The following is a 19,139-nucleotide window of genomic DNA, read 5'->3' as shown; positions in this document are numbered from 1 at the left end:
CATACCACATGCACCTAAAGTGGTATGCGATTGTGGTTGACGTGCACGTCCGGCAACCTGTTAGGATCGTGGCTCGCGTTGGTCGCTACGGTTCATCTGGGAGGGTAACCCGTGACTTTGCAACACTCGCACGCGCCGTTGGCGCTGCGCCCCATGGCCAAGGCCCTGCTGGTGAGCCTTTCGCTTGCAACGTTCCCTGCCGTGGCGGCCGATTACCTGGTGCGCGATGCCGCTGCATACGCCACTGCGGTACGCACCCTCGCCCCCGGCGATACGGTGGTCCTGGCGGATGGCGTCTGGCGCGACGTCGACCTGCTTTTCCGGGGTACCGGCAAATTTGGTCAACCAATTAAGTTGACGGCCCAGACCCCCGGCAAAGTGATTCTCAGCGGCCAGTCCCAGCTGAGGTTGGCCGGTGCGCATCTGGAGGTCTCCAACCTTGTGTTCCGCGATGGCTGGGCACCCGGCGGTGAAGTGATCTCCTTCCGGCGGTCGGCCAGCGAGTGGGCCGACCACAGCCGCGTTACCGGGATCGTGATCGACCGCTACAACAAGCCCGACCGCCAGCAGTCCGATCACTGGGTGGCGCTGTACGGCCAGCACAACCGCTTCGACCACAACCAGCTGGTGGGCAAGACCAATGCCGGCACCACCCTGGTGGTGGTGCGCAACGCCACCAGCGGCCTGGACAACCAGCACCGCATCGACCACAACTGGTTCGGCCCGCGCCCCAACCTGGGCTCCAACGGCGGCGAGACGATGCGCATCGGCACCAGCCACGATTCGCAGTCCGATTCGCGCACCGTAGTGGAGAACAACTGGTTCGAGCAGTGCGATGGCGAGGTCGAGATCGTCTCCAACAAGTCCGGTGGCAACACGTACCGCGGCAACGTCTTCCAGGACTCGCGCGGCTCACTGGTGCTGCGCCACGGCCATGGCAATCTGGTCGAGCGCAATGTGTTCCTCGGCCATGGCAAGGCGCATACCGGCGGGGTGCGCGTGATCAACCGCAACCAGACCGTGCGCGACAACTACTTTGAAGGCATCGCCGGCGACAACTTCGCCGCCGCCTTGAGCGTGATGGCGGGTACGCACAACGCGCCATTGAACCGCTACGAGCAGATCGACCATGCGGTGATCGAACGCAACAGCTTCATCCAGGTCGGCACCCTGCTGCTGGGCGCGGGGCTGGATGAGGAGCGCAATGCGATGCCGGTGAACAGCCGCATCGCCGGCAACCTGTTCATCGGCGATGGGAAGCGCGATCCGCTGCGCACGCAGGGTGACCTCTCCGGCATCACCTTCGCCGGCAACGTGCAGAGCCCTGCCGTGTCAGCCGGCTTCCCCGGCGGTGTCCGCGGCCAGTCCCTGACCCTGCAGCGCGCAGCCAACGGCCTTCTCTACCCCACCACCGCGGTCGATGCCGGCGCCCCGCGCGACCTGGCCCCGATTGCGCGCGACCAGGTCGGCGTGGACTGGTACCCCAAGGCCCTGCCGGCCACCGCACTGGATAGTGGCGCCGTGCGCCAGGTCGCACCGGGCGAGGACACCTTGACCGCCGCCGTGGCCGCCAGCGCTCCGGGCGACCGCCTGCAGCTGCAGCGCGGCCGCTATACCGTGAGCCAGGTGCTGGCGGTGGACCATCCGCTCAGCGTGCTCGGCCCGGCGCGCGGCCAGGCCAGCGTGCAGTTCTCGCGGCCGAGCCTGTTCGAGATCGGCGCGGGCGGTTCGCTGCGCCTGGCGCGGCTGGACATCGACGGCGCGCTCGCACCGGACGCTGCCGGCAACGCAGTGATCCGCGTGCCGCCGGGCAGCCAGGCCTTCAACTACACGTTGCTTGTCGAAGACAGCCGCGTGCACGGGCTGACCGCCAACAAGGCCTTCGACGTGATCGCCACCGGCAAGGGCAGCCTGGCCGCGCGGATCGCGCTATCGAACGTCACGGTGGAGGACATCAGCGGCAGCGTGATCGCCGCGGCCGCCGAGACCGATGACCTCGGCACCTACAACGCCGAGCAGGTCGATCTGCTGGACTCCCGCTTCCGCCGCATTGGCGGACCGGTGTTGAACCTGTATCGCGGCGGCACCGACGAAAGCACCTTTGGCCCGGCGCTGCAGGTGCGAGGCAACCAGTTCGAGCAGGTGGGGGTAGCCGACGACACCAGCCTGCGCCTGCATGGCGTGCAGTTCGCCAGCATCCGCGGCAACCGCTTCGACCGCAGCGGCCGCATCCGTTTCAGCCATCGCGTCGGGGAACCCACCCTGCGCATGGGCGACAACCCGCTGACGGCCACCGCGCCGTTGCTGTCCGATACCCCTGTTGAGGCCCTGCCATGAATCACGCCCCGCCCCTGATGCTGCTGCTCGCCGCCACGCTTGGTGGGGCCGCATTGCCCGCGGCGCAGGCCGCCCCCGCCGCCCGGCAGGCGCCCGCCGACGCCGCCACCGCGCCAGTGCTGGTCACCGCCGCGCAGTGGACGCAGATGCGGGCCGAGGGCACGCGCTCGCCGCTGTTCGCCAAGGAACAGCAGCGGGCGGAGCAGCGCGTGCGCGCGATGATGACGGCCGGCATCGACGTGCCGGTGCCCAAGGACAAGGGCGGCGGCTACACCCACGAACAGCACAAGCGCAATTACCAGGCCATCCAGGCCGCCGGCGCGCTGTACCGTCTGACCGGCGACAAGGCGTATGCCACCTTCGCCCGCGACCTGCTGCTGGGCTACGCCAAGCTCTACCCGGGCCTGGGCGCGCACCCGCAGGGCCGCGGCCAGATCCCCGGCCGGCTGTTCTGGCAGACCCTCAACGATTCGGTCTGGCTGGTCAGCGCCGCACAGGGTTACGACGCGATCCGCGACACGCTCAGTGCCGCCGACCGCGACACCATCGATACGCAGGTGTTCCGCGCGATGGCCGATTTCCTGTCCGGCACGCCGGAGAACTTCGACAAGATCCACAACCATGCCACCTGGGCCGTCGCTGCCGTGGGCATGACCGGGTACGTCCTGCGCGATACCGGCTACGTCGACAGAGCCCTCCAAGGCAGCAAACGCGATGGCAGCGCCGGCTTCCTGAAACAGGTCGATCAGCTGTTCTCGCCGGACGGGTATTACGAAGAAGGCCCGTACTACCAGCGATATGCGCTGGCCCCGTTCATCCTGTTCGCCAATGCCATCGAGCGCAACGAACCGCAGCGCGGCATCTTCAAGCGCCGCGACGGCGTGCTGCTCAAGGCCGTGGATGCGCTGGTGCAGAGCAGCTACGGCGGCTACTTCTTCCCGATCAACGACGCCATCCTCGACAAGGGCCTGGACACCGAGGAACTGGTGGCCGGCATCGATATCGCGTACGCGCAGACCGGCGATGCCCGCCTGCTTTCAGTGGCCCAGACACAGAAGCGCGTGCTGCTCTCGCCGGAGGGCCTGCAGGTGGCACAGGCGCTGGCCGGGAACAAGACCAAGCCATTCGCCTTCGTCCCCACCCTGCTGCGTGACGGCCCGGACGGCACCGAAGGCGCGCTGGCGATCCTGCGCATGGGCGGCGAGGACGGCCAGGCGCTGGTGATGAAGAACACCAAGCAGGGCATGGGCCACGGCCACTTCGACAAGCTCAACTGGCTGTTCTACGACAACGGCCAGCGCGTGGTCACCGATTACGGCGCCGCGCGCTTCCTCAACATCGAGGCGAAGGCCGGTGGCATCTACCTGCCGGAGAACGCCAGCTGGGCACGTCAGACCATCGCGCACAACACGCTGGTGGTGAACGAGCAGAGCCACTTCGGTGGCGACTGGAAGAAGGGCCAGCCACTGGCACCGACCCCGCTGCTGTTCGCGGTCAGCGACGACACCCAGATCGCTTCGGCGCGGATGGAAGGGGCCTATGACGGCGTCAGCTTCACCCGCACCCAGGCGCTGCTCTCGCATCCTGCGCTGGGCGAACCGGTGGTGCTGGATCTGCTGCGCGTCACCGGCACCAAGGCCGCGCGCTATGACCTGCCGCTGCACTTCAATGGGCACATCATGGACGTGGGCTTCAAGAGCCAATCCGCGGTTGCCGCGCGTCCGGTGCTGGGCAAGGCCAACGGCTACCAGCATGTGTGGATCGATGCGGCCAGCGAGCCGACCAGCGAGGCGCGCAGCCTCACCTGGCTGCTCGACGGTCGTTTCTACACGTACCGTTTCGCCAGCACTGCACCCTCGCGCGCGTTGATCGGCGAGAGCGGTGCGAACGATCCCTCGTTCAACCTGCGCCGCGAGCCGATGCTGCTGCAGCGCGTGGATGGCCAGGCTGACACCACGTTCTACGGCGTGCTCGAACCGCACGGCCAGTACGACGGCACCGCCGAAACCGTGCGCGGCGCCAACAGCCGCATCGACCGTCTCACCCACTACCGCGGCAAGGATGCGGACGTGCTGGTGCTCGACATGGCCGGTGGCAAGCGCCTGGCGCTGGGCATCGCCGATGACCCGGCCAAGGGTGGCGCGCATGAAGTCAGCGGCGGCGGACACAGCTGGCGCTGGGACGGCGGCTGGAAGCGCTTCGATACCAGCACTGGCAAGGACGGCAAATGAAAGTCACCACGCAGGCCCGCACCTATGTCCGTTGGCTGATCGTGGCGCTGATCGCCGTGGCCACGGTGATCAACTACATCGACCGCAACGCCCTGGCGGTGATGTGGCCGCAGATTTCGCAGGATGTCGGCGCGACCAAGGAGGACTACGCGCTGCTGGTCACGGTGTTCATGCTGTTCTACGCCGCCGGCCAGTTCGTGTTCGGGCGCCTGTTCGACATCATCGGCACGCGGCTGGGCTTCGCGCTGTCGATCGCGGTGTGGTCGGTCTCGATCGCGCTGCACTCGGTCACCCACTCCATCCTGTCCTTCAGCCTCGTGCGCGCCATGCTCGGGATCAGCGAGGCCGGTGCATGGCCGGGCGCGGTCAAGGCCAATGCCGAGTGGTTCCCGGCGCGTGAGCGTGCGCTGGCGCAGGGCGTGTTCAACGCCGGCGCCTCGATCGGCGCCATCATCTCCGCGCCGCTGATCGCCGTGCTGTTCCTGTGGCTGGGCTGGCGCGGCACCTTCATCCTGATCGGTGCTATCGGCTTCATCTGGCTGCTGCCGTGGCTGATCATCTACCGCGCCGGACCGGACAAGCACCCCTGGGTGAGCGCGGCCGAACGTGCGTTGATCCTGGATGCGCCGGCCGAGCAGCCTGCGGTGCCGGTTGCCGAGTACGTACCGAACGTCCGCCAGCTGCTGGGCCACCGCCAGACCTGGGGCATCCTGATCTCGCGGTTCTTCCTGGACCCGATCTGGTGGCTGTTCGTGTCCTGGCTGCCGATCTATCTGGCCGACACCTTTGGTTTCGACATCAAGCAGATCGGCATCTTCGCCTGGGTGCCCTACGTCGGCGCGATGATCGGCAGCCTCGGTGGCGGCTGGTTGTCCGGCCGCCTGATCGGCGCCGGCTGGAGCGTGGACAAGGCGCGCAAGGTGGTGATCACCCTGGGCGGCGCGATCATGGCCCCGGCGCTGATCGGCGCGGTGCTGGCCACCGATCCGGTCTGGGCGGTCGTCACCATCGCCTTCGTGCTGCTCGGCTTCCAGATCGCCATCGGCAACATCCAGACCCTGCCCGGCGACATCTTCAGTGGCAAGTCGGTTGGTTCGGTCGCCGGCCTGGGCGGCATGGCCGCGGTGGCCGGCACGCTGATCACCACCTGGCTGGTGCCGGCGATGACCCACGAATCCTACGCACCGATTTTCATCCTGGTGGCGGCCCTGGTGCCGGCCTCCCTGCTGGCGCTGTGGCTGGTCACCGGTCGCGTGGAAAAAATCCACGGCCCGGTCGAGCGCCGCTGACTTCCCTTCTTCCCTTTCCCCCAACGCATCACAGGAGTGTTTCATGACCCAATTCAAGGACAAGGTGGCGATCGTCACCGGTGGCGGCCGTGACATCGGCCGCGAGATCTCGCTCAAGCTGGCCGCGGCCGGTGCCAAGGTCTGCATCAACTACGCCAACGACGAAGCCAGCGCGCAGGAGACCCTCAAGCAGGTCGAAGCCGCCGGCGGCACCGCGATCGTGCATCGCGCCGATGTCACCGATGCCAAGGCGGTGGCGGCGATGGTCGCCGCGACCCAGGCCGCGTTCGGCCCGCAGATCGATGTACTGGTGAACGTGGCCGGTGGCATGGTCCAGCGCCGTCCGCTGGCCGAGATCGACGAGGCGTTCTTCCACAAGGTGATGGACCTCAACATGAGTTCGGTCTACCTGACCACGCATGCGGTGGTACCGCACATGCCCGAAGGCGGCGCGATCGTGAACTTCGCTTCGCAGGCCGGCCGCGATGGCGGTGGCCCGGGCGCGGCGATCTACGCCACCGCCAAGGCCGCGGTGATGACCTTCACCCGTGCCATGGCGAAGGAGCTGGGTCCGCGCGGCATCCGCGTCAACGCGCTGTGCTGCGGCATGATCGCCACCCGCTTCCATGACGAGTTCACCAAGCCGGAAGTGCGCACCGCGGTGGCAGGCAATACGCCGCTGCGCCGCCAGGGCCGTCCGCAGGAAGCCGCCGATACCGCCGTGTACCTCGCGTCGGATGCGGCCGGTTTCATCACCGGTGCCAACGTCGACGTCAACGGCGGCACCTACTTCTCCTGATTGACCCGCTGACCGCCTGGGAGGGCCGCCATGCTGCGCTGGATCACTGCATTCTCTCTTGCACTTGCCACCAGCGCCGCGGCGCTGCCCGCCCAGGCCCAGGTCTGGGTGCCGGCCTGGACCGCTTCGCCGGCCCCGGACCGTCTCGATGGCACCCCCGAGGCCCCGGTGCAGTTCGCGAACCAGACCGTACGCCAGGACATGCGCCTGGCCAGTTCGGCCCGCGCCCTGCGCTTCCGCATCAGCAATGAACTCGGCCAGGCACCGCTGCATATCGGCAGTGCCTCGGCCCATCTCACCGGCACCGCCACCGCGGCCAAGCCGGTCACTTTCAATGGACGTGGCGATGTCGTGGTGCCGGTCGGCGCCGCCCTGCTCAGCGACCCGGTCGCGATCACCGCACCGGCGCTGGCCGACGTCTCGCTCACCGTGTACTTCCCGGATGCCACCCGCCCTGCCGTGCGCCGCACCGCGCTGCGCATCGCCGACGGCCGCGCTGCCACCGTGGGCGATGCGGTCAAACTCGCCTACCGGCAGAACGTGGTTTCCGCCGTGCTGGCCGAACGTACCCGCAAGCCTGTCGTGGTGGTCGCCCTCGGCGACTCGATCACCGAAGGCGCCACGGCCACCCGCGGCAGCAACGGTGACTGGCCCGCACTGCTGTCCGCCCGCCTGCAGCAGGCCTGTCCGGACCAGGTGGTGGTGGTCAACGCCGGCATCAGTGGCAACAAGGTGATGGACCATGGCCGCAGCCACAGCGCGCTGGCGCGGCTGGACCGCGATGTGATCGCGCTGCCGAACGTGGACCGCGTCATCCTGTTCGAAGGCATCAACGACATCCGCCACGACGGTGGAACCCCGCCCGTGGCCGGCCGCAACGCCGAGGACATGGTGCTGGGCTACCGGCAGATCGCGGAGCGCCTGCACAGTAACGGCATCCGCCCGATCGCTGCCACGATCACCCCCTTCGGTGATTCGGACCGCTACGAGCCGATCGCCGCCGCCACCCGCACCACGCTCAACACCTGGATGCGCAGCGGCCGCAGCGGCTTCGATGGGCTGATCGACTTCGACCGGATCCTGCGTGATCCGGCCAACCCGGAGAACCTGCCCGAGGACATCACCCGCGACCACCTGCATCCCAACGATGAAGGCTACCGGCGGATGGCCGACGGCATCGATCTGGCCCTGCTCGGGTGCCCGGCGCGATGAGTGCCCAGGCCTTCCGGGTTGCGCCTGACAGGGGCCAGCGCTGGGACGCACTGGCGCTGGGCGAGGTGATGCTGCGCTTCGATCCCGGCGAAGGCCGGATCCGCAGCGCGCGCCAGTTCACCGTGTGGGAAGGCGGCGGCGAATACAACGTCGCGCGCGGCCTGTGCAGCACCTTCGAGCATCGCACCGGCGTGCTTACCGCCCTGCCGCGCAATGAGCTCGGCCTGCTCGCCCGGCAGCTGATCCAGGCCGGTGGCGTGGATGCCGGCCAGATCGTCTGGTGTGACTACGACGGCATCGGTCGCAACACGCGCATGGGGCTGAACTTCACCGAACGTGGCTTCGGCGCACGTGCGCCGCTGGGGATCTCCGATCGCGCGTACTCGGCCGCCTCGCAGCTGCAGCCGGAGGCGTTCGACTGGGATGCGCTGTTCGGCCAGCACGGCGTGCGTTGGCTGCACACCGGTGGGATCTTCGCCGCCCTGTCCGAGCACAGCGCGGAGACGGCGATCACGGCGGTGCGTGCCGCGCGGCGCCACGGCGTGGCGGTCTCCTACGACCTCAACTACCGCGCCAGCCTCTGGAACAGCCATCCCGATCCGGACGCTGCGCGCCACGCCAACTGTGCGATCGCTGCCGAGTGCGACCTCCTGATCGGTGATGAGTATTCGTTCGCCGCGTGCCTGGGCATGGACCTGAGCGATCTCGGGCGTCGCCACACGCCGATGGATGTCGGCCCGGCCGAGGCCGCCGCGGTACGTGCACTGGCCCGGTTCCCCACGCTGCAGGCCGTGGCCTTCACCCTGCGCGACGCCGCCACGGCGGCCCGGCATGGGTGGGCGGGTGCGCTGCGCACGCGGGCGCAGCTGTATGTCTCCGACGCGCGCGAAGTGGACCTGCTCGACCGGGTCGGCGGTGGCGATGCCTTCGTCGCCGGCGTGGTGCATGCCCTGCTCAGCGGCAAGGGCGAGCAGGCGGCGGTGGACCTTGGCGCCGCGCATGGCGCGCTGGCGATGTCCACCCCGGGCGACTACGCCATCACCAGCCTGGCGGAAGTGGAGGCCGTGGCGCGGGGCGACGGGGCCGCAGCACGCCGCTGAGGGATGCGTATCAGCGCAGCGTTGAAAGCTGCGCCAGGCCCTGGGTGGCAGAGACGGTCAGCAGCGCGGGCAGTGCGTCCGGCTGGAACCAGTCCAGCGCGAGGATTGCTTCAGGTTCGCGCAGCGTGGCCTGCGCCGTTGCCGGTACGCGTGCCAGATACACCGGCGCCACCCAGTGCTGCCCCAGCGCCGGTTCGAAGTGATCCACGACGCAAAGCAGCCGTTCGACGGTCACCTCGAGTCCGGTTTCTTCCAGGACTTCGCGCACCACGGCATCTTCGACCTTCTCCATCCAATCGACCTTGCCGCCGGGCAGGCCCCAGTGGCCCTGTTCGGGCTGACGCCCGCGCTGGACCAGCAGGATCGCGCCATCGGCGCGCTGGATGACGGCACCGCAACCGAGGCGGGGTTGCTGCAGCGCAGGGGACTCGGACATCAGGCATCTCCATGACAGTGCCTCATTATCCCTCTCCCTGCGGAAACCGCGCCCACGAAAAAGGCCCGGCAATGCCGGGCCTTTCCTGCCACGCCGATCAGACGCGTGGCGATGCAGTCACGCTGGGATTACCAGCTGAAGCGCGGGCCGACCGACCATTCCTTGTCACCGTGGCGATCCATCTTGATGTCGCCGTTGATGCCCCAGTTCTGGTTCAACTTCACCTGGCCACCCAGGCGGCCGTAGAACTGGCCATCCGGATTGACGCCGTGCTTCTTGCTGTAATCCTCGTAGCCGGCCATGGCATAGACTTCGGCGTGCTGGCCGAACGCGGTACGGATACCGGCTTCAGCGCTGTAGCCGTTGAAGTCCAGGCCTTCCTTCGGGTCGAACTTGTTGTAGGCAACGCGACCCACGAAGTCGGTGCTGTTGCCGATTTCCTGGTTGTAGCCCACGCCGACGCGCCACTGGTCGATCTTGAAGTCACCGATGTCGGTCTTCTGCTGGTTGTACTCACCGAAGGCGTGGAAGTTCGGGTGGAAGGCGTAGGAACCCTTCACGCCCCAACCATCGGCCTTGCCGCCGTCTGCGTCGGTCTTGACGTAGTCAGCTTCAGCGTAGTTGTAGGACAGGCCTTCAGCCGCCGAAGCGGTGAACGGGAGGGCGGCAGCCAGGGCCAGAGCAATCAACGAAGTCTTCATGGGGGTACACCTTTATGTCTTGGACTACTTGCACCCGGCATGGAGGCCGGACTGCATCGGGAATGTAAATTCTCCGTTATTCGACACAACCCGCCCTGAAGTTGACCGCCTGCACAAAAGTGAATTTTGGGGCGGCGTTCAGACGCGCTCTGGCATACGCGCGTGGCTTTTTCCAGGCGATGAAGGCGTGAATGCCCGTAGCGCGCGATCGTCACGCGGGCAGCAGATGCGGGGGAAAGGCCACGCACGGGAGCCGTGCGGGAAAGGACTCTGGTCACGACGGTGCCCTTGCGGGGCGTCACGCGCTGGGGAAGCCGCTCTTGGGGAGTAATCGGCTAACGCGTCCATCCTCCTGAATGCACCGAGGTCCGTGCCGTGGGGCGTTGGACCGCAGGGCGCCATGGGGCGTCCTGCCCGGCACCGCCATCATGGGCTGGATGCGTCAGCTGAACCATCAGGAAGTTCCTCACTCTGATTCGGATTTTTCTGACCCCCCGGACCCTCGGCCGGGTGGGCGGGCCGGCCCCGCTGAATGGGATCACCCGGGTCCGCCCAGGGTGTTCACCCGCCGCAAAGGGCCTCGAGCGCAGTGTCGATCGTCCGCCCCCTGGTTCGTCGTATGCCTTGAAGGCGCCCATCCTGGCGCGCCATCCGGAGCGTTGTCATGGCTTATATCGATGGTTTCGTACTGGCCGTCCCGACCGCGAACAAAGACAAGTTCCTCGAGCACGCCCGCATGGGCGATGCGATCTGCATCAAACACGGTGCGCTGCGCGTGGTGGAGTGTTGGGGGGATGATGTTCCGCACGGCAAGCAGACCGACTTCCATCGCGCGGTCGAAGCGAAGGAGGACGAGGCGGTGCTGTTTTCCTGGATCGAATGGCCGGACAAGGCCACGCGCGATGCCGGCATGCAGAAGATGATGGAAGACCCGCAGATGAACCCGGAGAACAATCCGATGCCGTTCGACGGCAAGCGGATGATCTACGGCGGCTTCGTGCCGGTGGTGGAATTGAAGCAGTGATCCGGGCGCCGGGTTCGGCCCGGGCCAGGCGGACCTGTTGGCGCAACGCCGCTTGAGTCGGCGCTGGAGCACCGGCATGCTCGGTGCTCCAGGCTGGCAGGAAGCGCGCGCCATGATGACGATGCCGCCCGCGGGGCCGCCGTCATCAAGGAGCGATCGGCATGGCAGCAGTACGTCCGGGGATGTTTGGTTGTCTGCTCGCAGTCGCGCTCGGGCTTGGCGTGATCGCCAGCCGGCCGGCCCGGGCTGAAGGGCCGGGGCTGGCGCAGTACCAGCGCGCCGAACGCGTGCTGGACCAGCAGTTGCGCGGCGAGGTCCGCAATGCCACGGTGGTGCCGCGCTGGCTCGACGATGGCCGCTTCTGGTATCCACGCCAGGATGAGCACGGCCGCACGAGCTACCTGCTGGTCGACCCCGCCGCGTCCACGCGCACCGAACTGTTCGACAGCGACACGATGCGCAGCACGCTGGCGGCCGCCGGCATCGTCGATCCGGACAGGGTGATGCAACAGGTGGAGGCGGTCGCCCGCAGCGGCGATGACGTGCGGATCACCCTGCGCGTGGATCCACAGCGGCGGGTCGCGTGCGTGCTGCCTGCGGGCTGCGAACTGCAGTCGGCAGCAGTCGCCGATCCCCGTGATCTGCCGGCCCCGGATGGGCGGCACAGCGTGCGGGTCGAGCAGCACAACCTGTGGCTGCGCAGCGTTTCCGACGGCAGCCGACGGGCACTGACCGTGGACGGTGAAGCGTCGCACGGCTACGGGGTGCTGCCCGATTTCGCCCTGCGCGGCATTCCGCAACGGGAAGGACGGCTGCAGATGCCGCCCTTCGCGGTCACGTGGTCGCCGGACAGCCAGCGCCTGTTCGGCGTGCGCTATGACGAGCGCCAGGTGCTGCCCTATCCCTATCTGGCGACGGCCCCGACCGATGGCTTCCGCCCGGTCGTGCACGAAGTGCGCCTGGGCCTGCTCGGGGACGCCGAGCAGGTGCGCGACGCCTGGTTCGTCACCGAGGTGGACGGTAGCGGCACGCGCCACATCGCCGTTCCCGAGGGCTGGCACACGCTGACCGAGGCGGGGGTGCTGGGCTGGTCGGCCGATGCCGGCAAGGTCTACACGGCGATCATGCGCCATGACGCGCCGGCACGCCTGCGCCTGGTCGAGGTGGACGTGCGCACCGGCCGCGTGCGCACCGTGCATGAGGAGACCAGCGATACCCGCGTGCAGCTCAACACCTACCCCTACAACCGGCCAGCCGTGCACGTTCTGCAGCGCGGCGACGGCATCGTCTGGTTCTCGCAGCGCGATGGCTGGGGCCATCTGTACCTGATCGACCGCCGCGATGGCCGCGTGGTCCGCCAGCTGACCCGCGGCGAATGGCTGGTCCGTGATGTGGTCGGCGTCGATGAGGCGCGTCGCCAGGTGCTGTTCACCGCCGGCGGGCGCGAGCCCGGCGATCCGTATCAGCGCCGCCTGTACCGGGTGTCGCTGGACGGCGGCGCCCCGGTCCTGCTCACACCGGAAGCGGCCGACCATGCGATCGATGGCGGCGCCGGCGTGCTGATGGGGGGCCGTGCGTCCACGCTGCTGTCACCCTCGGCGGCCTACGTGGTCGACAGCTACTCGCGGGTGGACCTCGCGCCGATCAGCGTGCTGCGCTCGACCACCGATGGGCGCGTGGTGCTGGAACTGGAACACGCCGATGACCGCAGCGTGCGTGCGGCCGGCTGGGTGCCGCCGCAGCGGGTGAGCGTGCTGGCCGCCGACGGCCGTACCGAACTGCAGGCGACGGTGTACCTGCCGCCCGGCTACAGCGGGACCGGACGCCATCCCGTGATCGATGCCATGTACGGTGGACCGCATATCACCAACGCCCCGGTCGGTTTCGTCGACGCCACCGCCACGATGAATCCGGTCGCGCGTTCCAGCCTGGCCCAGCTCGGCTTCGTGGTGGTGAGCATCGATGCGCGCGGCACGCCCGGACGTTCCAAGGCCTTCCACGATGCCAGCTTCCTGACCGCAGCCGATCTGCAGCTGGACGATCATGTCGCGGCCATCCGCCAGCTGGCCACCCGTTATCCGGGCATGGACCTGAGCCGCGTCGGCATCTATGGGCACTCCTTCGGCGGCTACAGCGCAGCGCGTGCCCTGCTGCGCCACCCGGCGTTCTACAAGGTCGGGGTGGCGTCGGCCGGCAGCCACAGCTTCCAGGGCATGTACGGCGGCGCGATCCATGGGATGGACCGGCTGGTCGGCGGCCAACCGGTCTATGCCGACGGTACCGCGGTGCGCCCGCGGCCCGATGCGGTGCCCGCACTGTTCCAACCGCTGGCCAACGATGCGCTGGCCGACCGCCTGCAGGGCCGACTGATGCTGGTCTACGGCGATCTGGACGAGAACGCCATGCCGGCGCTGACCCTGCAACTGGCGCGGGCGCTGACGCTCGCCAACAAGGATTACGACCTGCTGTACCTGCCCAACCAGGACCACGAGCTGTTCCGCAACGACGACTACTACATGCGCCGGATGTGGGACTACTTCGTCACGCACCTGATGGGCGCGACCCCACCGCCGTACCGGATCGGAGTGGCCGCCTCGCCGTGAGCCGAGCGGCAATCAGCGATGCGCGTCCGAGGTGTCATCCGCGCCAACGCCCATGCCGCCGCCGCCCATTCCTCCCATACCGCCACCGCCACCACCGCCTTTACCACCGCCCTTGTCACCCGCATCGCCCTTGCCCTTCGCACCGGCCGAGGGCCGTGCCGGGCCTTGGCGCGGGATGATGACGGCGGCGGGGATGGGATCGAGATCCAACGCCTGGCGAATGAAGTCGCGCAGCGACACCACCAGTTCGGCAGTGGGAACGAGGCGGCCCCGGGCCATCTCGTTGGCGGCGTGCGCGGCCAGGCGCACCTGCTCATCGGTGCCCAGCAGGATGATGTCCGACAGCGCTGCTTCCACCGCATCACGGATGCGACGCGCACGCTCGCCGCCGATCTCCGCGTCCGCCGGCAGGTGCAGCGCATCGCCGTCTTCGCCTGCTTCTGGCAGCGCCCGGAAGTCCCGACGATGGCGTGGATCGACATCAAGCGTTCCGGTGAATGAGCCCCCGAGCACCTTGTACGCCGCGATCAGCGTGCGCAGCCGCTCGTTGATCTGCCGGTTCTCGCGCTCGCGGCGCTGCTGCATGGTCTGCATGACCAGCAGCCGGATGCCGACGCCGATCAGGGTGATGACCGCCAGGCCGACCAGGGTCGAGAGCATGGCCTGCCAGGAACTGAAGTCGAGACCGCGCATTGCATCTTCCCGTGGACGTCCGCGGAGCAGGTTAGCAAGAGAGGCAGGGAGGGACCGTCAAGCACCCGGCCGCAGGGGCAGGATCTGACGAAGGGGCGGGACAGTCAGGACAGGAACCGGGAGTCTGATCGCAGCGTGACGCGATGTACTCGACCGGGATGCCAGGAGGCAGTGGGCGGGCACAGGCCGACCCCGCCATGCCACTCCCGCCTCAGGCGGGAGCAGCACGTTGCAACTTGCTTACTTGCGCGCGCGCTTGGCCGGCGCCTTGCGGGCAACCGGCTTGGCGGCAGCACGCTTGGCCGGGGCGGCCTTGCGGGCCGGAGCCTTCTTCGCCGGAGCCTTCTTGGCCACAGCCTTCCTGGCGGTCGCGACCTTCTTGCCGACGGTCTTCTTGGCCGCGGTGGTCTTCTTGGTCACGGCCTTCTTGGCCGTGGCGACCTTCTTGCCGACCGACTTGCGGGCGACGGCGGTCTTCTTGCCGGCCACCTTCTTGGCGGTCGCGGTCTTCCGGGTCACGGCCTTCTTGGCGGTCGCCGACTTCCTGGCAACAGCCTTCTTGGCGGTGGCGACCTTCTTGCCGACGGTCTTCTTGGCGACGGCGGTCTTCTTGCCGGCTACCTTCTTGGCCGCTGCGGTCTTCTTGGTCACGGCCTTCTTGGCGGTCGCCGACTTCTTGGCAACGGCGGTCCGGGCAGCGGCGACCTTCTTGCCGACGGTCTTCTTGGCGGCGGTGGTCTTCTTGGTCACGGCCTTCTTGGCGGTCGCGGTCTTCTTGGCGACGGCCTTCTTGGCGGTGGCGACCTTCTTGGTCACGGTCTTCTTGGCAGCGGCAGCCTTCTTGGTCACGGCCTTCTTGGCGGTCGTGGCCTTCTTGCCGGCAGCCTTGGTGGTCTTGGTCACGGCCTTTTCAGCGGCGGCCTTCTTCTTGGCGACCTGCTTCTTGATCGCGGTGACTTCGGCCTTGGCGTTCTTCTTGGCCGTTTCCAGCTTCTGCTTGGCGGTGGCCAGGGTCTTGCCGACCGACTTGGCCGCCTTGTCAGCCTTCTTGGCGACGGTCTTCTCGACCTTGGTTACGGCCTTCTTGACCTTGGCGACCTGGGTGGTGGCAGCCTTGCGTGCGCGCTTGGCGGTCTTCTTCACCGAAGCGACGGCATCTTCCGCAACGTGTGCGATGGTCTCGCCGACGTTGGTGGCGGTTTCTTTTGCATCTTCGACGGTCTGCGAGAGAACCGTGGTCACACCATTACCGTTGCTCATTGAGTGCCTCCTAAGGGGCCTGGTTAGTCAAATCGCTGGCGATGCTATACCGGCGCGGTCCATCGTGGAACGGTCTTGATGCGATGCACGTGCCAAGCCGACAGTAGCACCCCCATCGGCGGCAGCAAGCAATGCACCAGGCGCTTGCACGAAACCCCTTGAAAACAGCATTGCCGTTCCAGTGCGTGGTGCACGCCGTGTGTCTGGATGCGCATCTCCGCCGCATCCGATGATTCGACAATTGATCGTCGCACCTGATCCATTCCCCGCCTCCGCACCCGGCATTTGCGCTGGTTTCGATGGCAGTGGTGCGCGTTGCCGACGCACGACGAGGGTGCGATCGGGCGTCATCGGATGCATCGCGGCAGCCACGTCCGGTCCTCCACATCGGCTGCCTCGGCACCCCGACCGTCGGCCTGCCGACGTCGTCGGGAACGCCGCGGCTGCGTCGGGTTTCATCCCGGGTTTAGCCGGTTGCGGACACACTCATTCAGCTTGAATTACCGTATACCTGTTTTCCCTGCCCCCGCCCCCTCCGACACGGAACCGCCGGACATGCGACCGCTCCCGACCCTGCTCACGCTCGCTCTCGCCGCTGCCTTCGGCGGATTCACCGCCACGGCCATCAACGCGCACCTGGACAACCGTGCCGAAGCGGCACCGGCCGCGTACACGATCCCGACCACGGCCGCGCTGCCCGCGGCGGTCGCCGGCCAGGCGGTACCGTCACTGGCGCCGATGCTGGAGCGGGTGATGCCGGCGGTGGTCAGCGTCAACACCAAGCAGGTGGTGCGCGTGCGCAACCCCTACTTCAACGATCCGTTCTTCCGCCGCCTGTTCCCGGAAGTGCCGCAGGAACGCATCAACGAATCGCTGGGCTCGGGCGTGATCATCGATGCCGCCGAAGGCCTGGTGCTGACCAACCACCACGTCATCGACAACGCCGACGACGTGCAGGTGACGCTGGCCGATGGGCGGACGGTGAAGGCTGAATTCATCGGCTCCGATGCCGATACCGACGTTGCCCTGATCCGTATTCCGACCGGCAACCTGACCGAGATCAAGCTGGGCGACAGCGCGCAGCTGCGCGTGGGCGACTTCGTGGTGGCGATCGGCAACCCCTTCGGTTTCAGCCAGACGGTCACCTCCGGCATCGTCTCGGCGGTGGGCCGCAGCGGCATCCGCGGGCTGGGCTACCAGAACTTCATCCAGACCGATGCCTCGATCAACCCGGGCAATTCCGGCGGCGCACTGGTCAACCTGCAGGGCCAGCTGGTCGGCATCAATACCGCCAGTTTCAATCCGCAGGGCAGCATGGCCGGCAACATCGGCCTGGGCCTGGCGATCCCCTCCAACCTGGCGCGCGACGTGGTCGACCAGCTGGTCAAGCACGGCGTGGTGGTGCGCGGCACACTCGGCATCGAGACGCAGAACCTGACCCAGCAGATCGCACAGGGCCTGGGCCTGACCGAGACGCGGGGCGCGCTGGTCACCCGCGTGCTGGCCGGGTCCAGTGCCGCCGCTGCCGGACTGAAGCCGGGCGATGTAGTGGTGTCGGCCAACGGCCAGCGCGTGGACAGCGCGCAGGCGCTGCACAACGTGGAAGGCCTGCAGCCGGTGGGCAGCACGCTGACCCTGGATGTGCGCCGCGAGGGCAAGCCGCTGCAGATCAAGGCCACGCTCAAGGAGCAGGCGCGGGCGGTCAGTGGCGAGTCGCTCGATCCGCGCCTGGGCGGCGCCACCTTCGTCGATCTGCCCGAGTCGCTGCGCCAGGCCGGCGTCAGCGGGGTATTGGTCAGTGACGTCAAACGCGGCAGCCGCGCGGCCAACTCCGGCCTGCAGCAGGGCGATGTGATCACCGCGGCAACGGCAGGTGAGTTTGCCGATCTCGCCAGCTGGCGCGCCAACTTCCAGCAGCGTCCGGCCCAGCTGGTGCTGCGCATCATCCGGGGCAACGATGGTGGGCAGCTGGTGATGCGCTGAACGCAGCGGCTGCCGTAACGTCGCTTACACCCACCCGGTGCTATTACCTTGTGTTCGTTGCCGTCGGATCGTCCGCGGTCACCTTCCCCATCGCATAGCAGGAGATACACGATGAGCCCCACCAATACCGAGAACCTGAAGGAACACCTGGGCGAAGCCGGCTCGCACCTGAAGTCGGCCGCCACCGCTGCCGGCGGTGCGATCAAGGGCGCCACCGGTGCTGCCGGTGATGAGCTGCGCATCGGCAAGGCCAACGTCAAGGCCGAACTGTCCGATACCGCGCTGTCCGGCCTGGCGGCTGCCGAGTTCGGTGGCGCCGCTGCCAAGGAACAGGTCGATGCACTGATGGACAAGGGCAAGGACCTGGTCGACAGCGCTGCCGAACTGATCCGTGAGCGTCCGCTGGCATCCTTCGGCGTGGCCTTCGCGGCCGGCTGGATCATCGCCAAGCTGGCCCGCAGCGGCGGCGACAAGTAAGCAGCGGCGTGAGCGATCAAGCCCAGTCGAACGCTGCCGGTGGCGCGGATATCCCGCCACCGGACAGCGGTGAAAAAGCACCGCGCCTGGACGAGAGCATCCGCCAGGTCGGTGAGGCCGGCCGTGAGACGGTCGATTCGGCCAAGCACACCCTGCGCTCCCTGCGACGGTTGGCCTCGGCCGACTTCGCACTGGCGCGCAGCGCGTTTGGCCGGGCATTGGCTTGGGCGGGCGTGGCGATCGTGTTCGGCGCGTCGGCCTGGTTGTTGCTGGCCGGCACGCTGATCGCCCTGATGCAGCGTTGGGGCCTGTCCTGGTTCCATTCGCTGTTGATCACCTCGATCGTCAGCCTGCTGGTGACCGGCTATGCGATGTGGCGGGTGTCGTTCTTCTTCCGCCATACCGGCATGCATGCCACACGCCGCCAGCTGTCGCGGCTGGGGCTGTATGACGAGCCCAGCGATGAAGATCCCGATGCCGACGTCGACACCACGGGGGTGAAGCGATGAACTTCGAAGCCTTGCGGCAACGCGTCCAGCGCGCCGAGCTGGTGGTGGCGGTGCGGGTGGAGAAAACCCGCAGCAACTGGTCCACCCTCAGCACCGTCTGGCGTACCGGATGGACACCGCTGCGCATCATTACCGTGGGTCTGGCCGGCGGTTTCCTGGCCGGCAAGCTGGAGCCCACCGGCCTGGGCGCGAAGGTGCAGGGCGCGCGGTGGCTGCAGATGATCGGCTCGGTCTCCAATCTGGTGGCCAGTACCCAGGCCGCGTTCGCCTCGATGCAGGCCAGCGAAGCGGCCGATACCGCCGAGCAGGCGGCTGACAAGGTGGATGAGGCAACCGATGAGCCGCCGCGTCAGGCGGCTCCGACGCCTGCGGCCCCGGCAACGCCCCGGCTCAGCCCGGAACGCCGCGCGGATTCGGCCTCGCCGCATCAGCCGCAACCGGCCGAAGCCGCCACGGACCTGTCCGAACGCTGATCGCACCGCGGT

The 19,139-nt window shown here is 67.8% G+C and carries 16 protein-coding genes; 12 read left to right on the top strand and 4 right to left on the bottom strand.

Annotation, left to right across the window (positions count from 1 at the left end):
* The first annotated feature begins 111 nt into the window (after positions 1-111).
* Genes HH110_RS18280 through HH110_RS18255 form a run of 6 tightly spaced genes read left to right on the top strand, consistent with a single transcriptional unit; the run spans position 112 to position 8,968 of the window.
* Entirely contained in the window at positions 112-2,337 is a 2,226-nt protein-coding gene (locus HH110_RS18280; RefSeq protein WP_342589253.1) for a polysaccharide lyase 6 family protein, read from the top strand.
* A 17-nt stretch (positions 2,338-2,354) separates the two neighbouring features.
* Positions 2,355-4,568 carry an oligoalginate lyase gene (locus HH110_RS18275; RefSeq protein ID WP_176990958.1) on the top strand — a complete coding sequence of 738 codons (2,214 nt, stop codon included), beginning with the start codon at positions 2,355-2,357 and terminating at the stop codon, positions 4,566-4,568.
* Positions 4,565-5,857, top strand: coding sequence for an MFS transporter (locus HH110_RS18270; protein WP_176990942.1), 1,293 nt, complete (start codon positions 4,565-4,567; stop codon positions 5,855-5,857). Before HH110_RS18275 ends, HH110_RS18270 begins: the two co-directional genes overlap by 4 nt.
* A 43-nt stretch (positions 5,858-5,900) precedes the next feature.
* A complete protein-coding gene (locus HH110_RS18265; RefSeq protein WP_019185567.1) occupies positions 5,901-6,656 on the top strand; it encodes an SDR family NAD(P)-dependent oxidoreductase in 756 nt (251 codons plus the stop codon).
* Between the two features lie 30 nt (positions 6,657-6,686).
* A complete protein-coding gene (locus HH110_RS18260; protein ID WP_176990941.1) occupies positions 6,687-7,868 on the top strand; it encodes a GDSL-type esterase/lipase family protein in 1,182 nt (393 codons plus the stop codon).
* Complete coding sequence (locus HH110_RS18255; RefSeq protein ID WP_176990940.1) at positions 7,865-8,968, top strand: sugar kinase; 1,104 nt, start codon at positions 7,865-7,867, stop codon at positions 8,966-8,968. The genes HH110_RS18260 and HH110_RS18255 overlap by 4 nt, the downstream gene beginning before the upstream one ends.
* A 10-nt stretch (positions 8,969-8,978) precedes the next feature.
* Here the strand turns inward: HH110_RS18255 and HH110_RS18250 are convergent, their stop codons facing one another.
* Positions 8,979-9,404, bottom strand: a complete 426-nt coding sequence (locus HH110_RS18250) for an NUDIX domain-containing protein (RefSeq protein WP_176990939.1) — start codon at positions 9,402-9,404, stop codon at positions 8,979-8,981.
* A gap of 128 nt (positions 9,405-9,532) precedes the next feature.
* Positions 9,533-10,105, bottom strand: a complete 573-nt coding sequence (locus tag HH110_RS18245; RefSeq protein WP_176990938.1) for an Ax21 family protein — start codon at positions 10,103-10,105, stop codon at positions 9,533-9,535.
* Positions 10,106-10,769: 664 nt separating this feature from the next.
* On the opposite strand from HH110_RS18245, the gene HH110_RS18240 reads away from it, so the two are divergent.
* Together HH110_RS18240 and HH110_RS18235 are read left to right on the top strand one after the other, a co-directional pair.
* Complete coding sequence (locus HH110_RS18240; RefSeq protein WP_176990937.1) at positions 10,770-11,129, top strand: DUF1428 domain-containing protein; 360 nt, start codon at positions 10,770-10,772, stop codon at positions 11,127-11,129.
* A gap of 161 nt (positions 11,130-11,290) precedes the next feature.
* Positions 11,291-13,732 carry a DPP IV N-terminal domain-containing protein gene (locus HH110_RS18235; RefSeq protein WP_241696631.1) on the top strand — a complete coding sequence of 814 codons (2,442 nt, stop codon included), beginning with the start codon at positions 11,291-11,293 and terminating at the stop codon, positions 13,730-13,732.
* Positions 13,733-13,744: 12 nt separating this feature from the next.
* Here the strand turns inward: HH110_RS18235 and HH110_RS18230 are convergent, their stop codons facing one another.
* Together HH110_RS18230 and HH110_RS18225 are read right to left on the bottom strand one after the other, a co-directional pair.
* Positions 13,745-14,425 (bottom strand): hypothetical protein, encoded by a 681-nt coding sequence (locus HH110_RS18230; RefSeq protein WP_176990936.1) that lies wholly within the window; start codon positions 14,423-14,425, stop codon positions 13,745-13,747.
* Between the two features lie 240 nt (positions 14,426-14,665).
* Positions 14,666-15,685 (bottom strand): histone H1-like repetitive region-containing protein, encoded by a 1,020-nt coding sequence (locus HH110_RS18225; RefSeq protein ID WP_176990935.1) that lies wholly within the window; start codon positions 15,683-15,685, stop codon positions 14,666-14,668.
* 555 nt (positions 15,686-16,240) lie between these two features.
* Here HH110_RS18225 and HH110_RS18220 point away from each other — a divergent pair.
* From HH110_RS18220 to HH110_RS18205, 4 genes are all read left to right on the top strand, one after another.
* Positions 16,241-17,668 (top strand): Do family serine endopeptidase, encoded by a 1,428-nt coding sequence (locus HH110_RS18220; RefSeq protein ID WP_176990934.1) that lies wholly within the window; start codon positions 16,241-16,243, stop codon positions 17,666-17,668.
* Positions 17,669-17,779: 111 nt separating this feature from the next.
* The gene (locus HH110_RS18215) at positions 17,780-18,145 is read left to right on the top strand and encodes a hypothetical protein (RefSeq protein ID WP_019185548.1); all 366 of its coding nucleotides are present in this window, start codon (positions 17,780-17,782) and stop codon (positions 18,143-18,145) included.
* A gap of 8 nt (positions 18,146-18,153) precedes the next feature.
* Positions 18,154-18,654: a phage holin family protein gene (locus HH110_RS18210; RefSeq protein ID WP_176990933.1), complete on the top strand. Its 501-nt coding sequence runs from the start codon at positions 18,154-18,156 to the stop codon at positions 18,652-18,654.
* Positions 18,651-19,127 (top strand): protein sip-5, encoded by a 477-nt coding sequence (locus HH110_RS18205; protein ID WP_176990932.1) that lies wholly within the window; start codon positions 18,651-18,653, stop codon positions 19,125-19,127. The genes HH110_RS18210 and HH110_RS18205 overlap by 4 nt, the downstream gene beginning before the upstream one ends.
* The last annotated feature ends 12 nt before the right edge of the window (positions 19,128-19,139 follow it).

The organism is Stenotrophomonas sp. SAM-B (assembly GCF_013387485.1).
Lineage (GTDB): Bacteria > Pseudomonadota > Gammaproteobacteria > Xanthomonadales > Xanthomonadaceae > Stenotrophomonas > Stenotrophomonas maltophilia_AA.
Note: the sequence above shows the minus strand (reverse complement) of the source record. Positions and strands in the feature narration are given on the sequence as shown.

Excerpts from the sequence above, each read along its gene's own strand:
- HH110_RS18275 (WP_176990958.1), top strand. The coding sequence starts at position 2,355 with ATGCTGCTGCTCGCCGCCACGCTTGGTGGGGCCGCATTGCCCGCGGCG.
- HH110_RS18270 (WP_176990942.1), top strand. The coding sequence starts at position 4,565 with ATGAAAGTCACCACGCAGGCCCGCACCTATGTCCGTTGGCTGATCGTG.
- HH110_RS18265 (WP_019185567.1), top strand. The coding sequence starts at position 5,901 with ATGACCCAATTCAAGGACAAGGTGGCGATCGTCACCGGTGGCGGCCGT.
- HH110_RS18260 (WP_176990941.1), top strand. The coding sequence starts at position 6,687 with ATGCTGCGCTGGATCACTGCATTCTCTCTTGCACTTGCCACCAGCGCC.
- HH110_RS18255 (WP_176990940.1), top strand. The coding sequence starts at position 7,865 with ATGAGTGCCCAGGCCTTCCGGGTTGCGCCTGACAGGGGCCAGCGCTGG.
- HH110_RS18250 (WP_176990939.1), bottom strand. The coding sequence starts at position 9,404 with ATGTCCGAGTCCCCTGCGCTGCAGCAACCCCGCCTCGGTTGCGGTGCC.
- HH110_RS18245 (WP_176990938.1), bottom strand. The coding sequence starts at position 10,105 with ATGAAGACTTCGTTGATTGCTCTGGCCCTGGCTGCCGCCCTCCCGTTC.
- HH110_RS18240 (WP_176990937.1), top strand. The coding sequence starts at position 10,770 with ATGGCTTATATCGATGGTTTCGTACTGGCCGTCCCGACCGCGAACAAA.
- HH110_RS18235 (WP_241696631.1), top strand. The coding sequence starts at position 11,291 with ATGGCAGCAGTACGTCCGGGGATGTTTGGTTGTCTGCTCGCAGTCGCG.
- HH110_RS18230 (WP_176990936.1), bottom strand. The coding sequence starts at position 14,425 with ATGCGCGGTCTCGACTTCAGTTCCTGGCAGGCCATGCTCTCGACCCTG.
- HH110_RS18225 (WP_176990935.1), bottom strand. The coding sequence starts at position 15,685 with ATGAGCAACGGTAATGGTGTGACCACGGTTCTCTCGCAGACCGTCGAA.
- HH110_RS18220 (WP_176990934.1), top strand. The coding sequence starts at position 16,241 with ATGCGACCGCTCCCGACCCTGCTCACGCTCGCTCTCGCCGCTGCCTTC.
- HH110_RS18215 (WP_019185548.1), top strand. The coding sequence starts at position 17,780 with ATGAGCCCCACCAATACCGAGAACCTGAAGGAACACCTGGGCGAAGCC.
- HH110_RS18205 (WP_176990932.1), top strand. The coding sequence starts at position 18,651 with ATGAACTTCGAAGCCTTGCGGCAACGCGTCCAGCGCGCCGAGCTGGTG.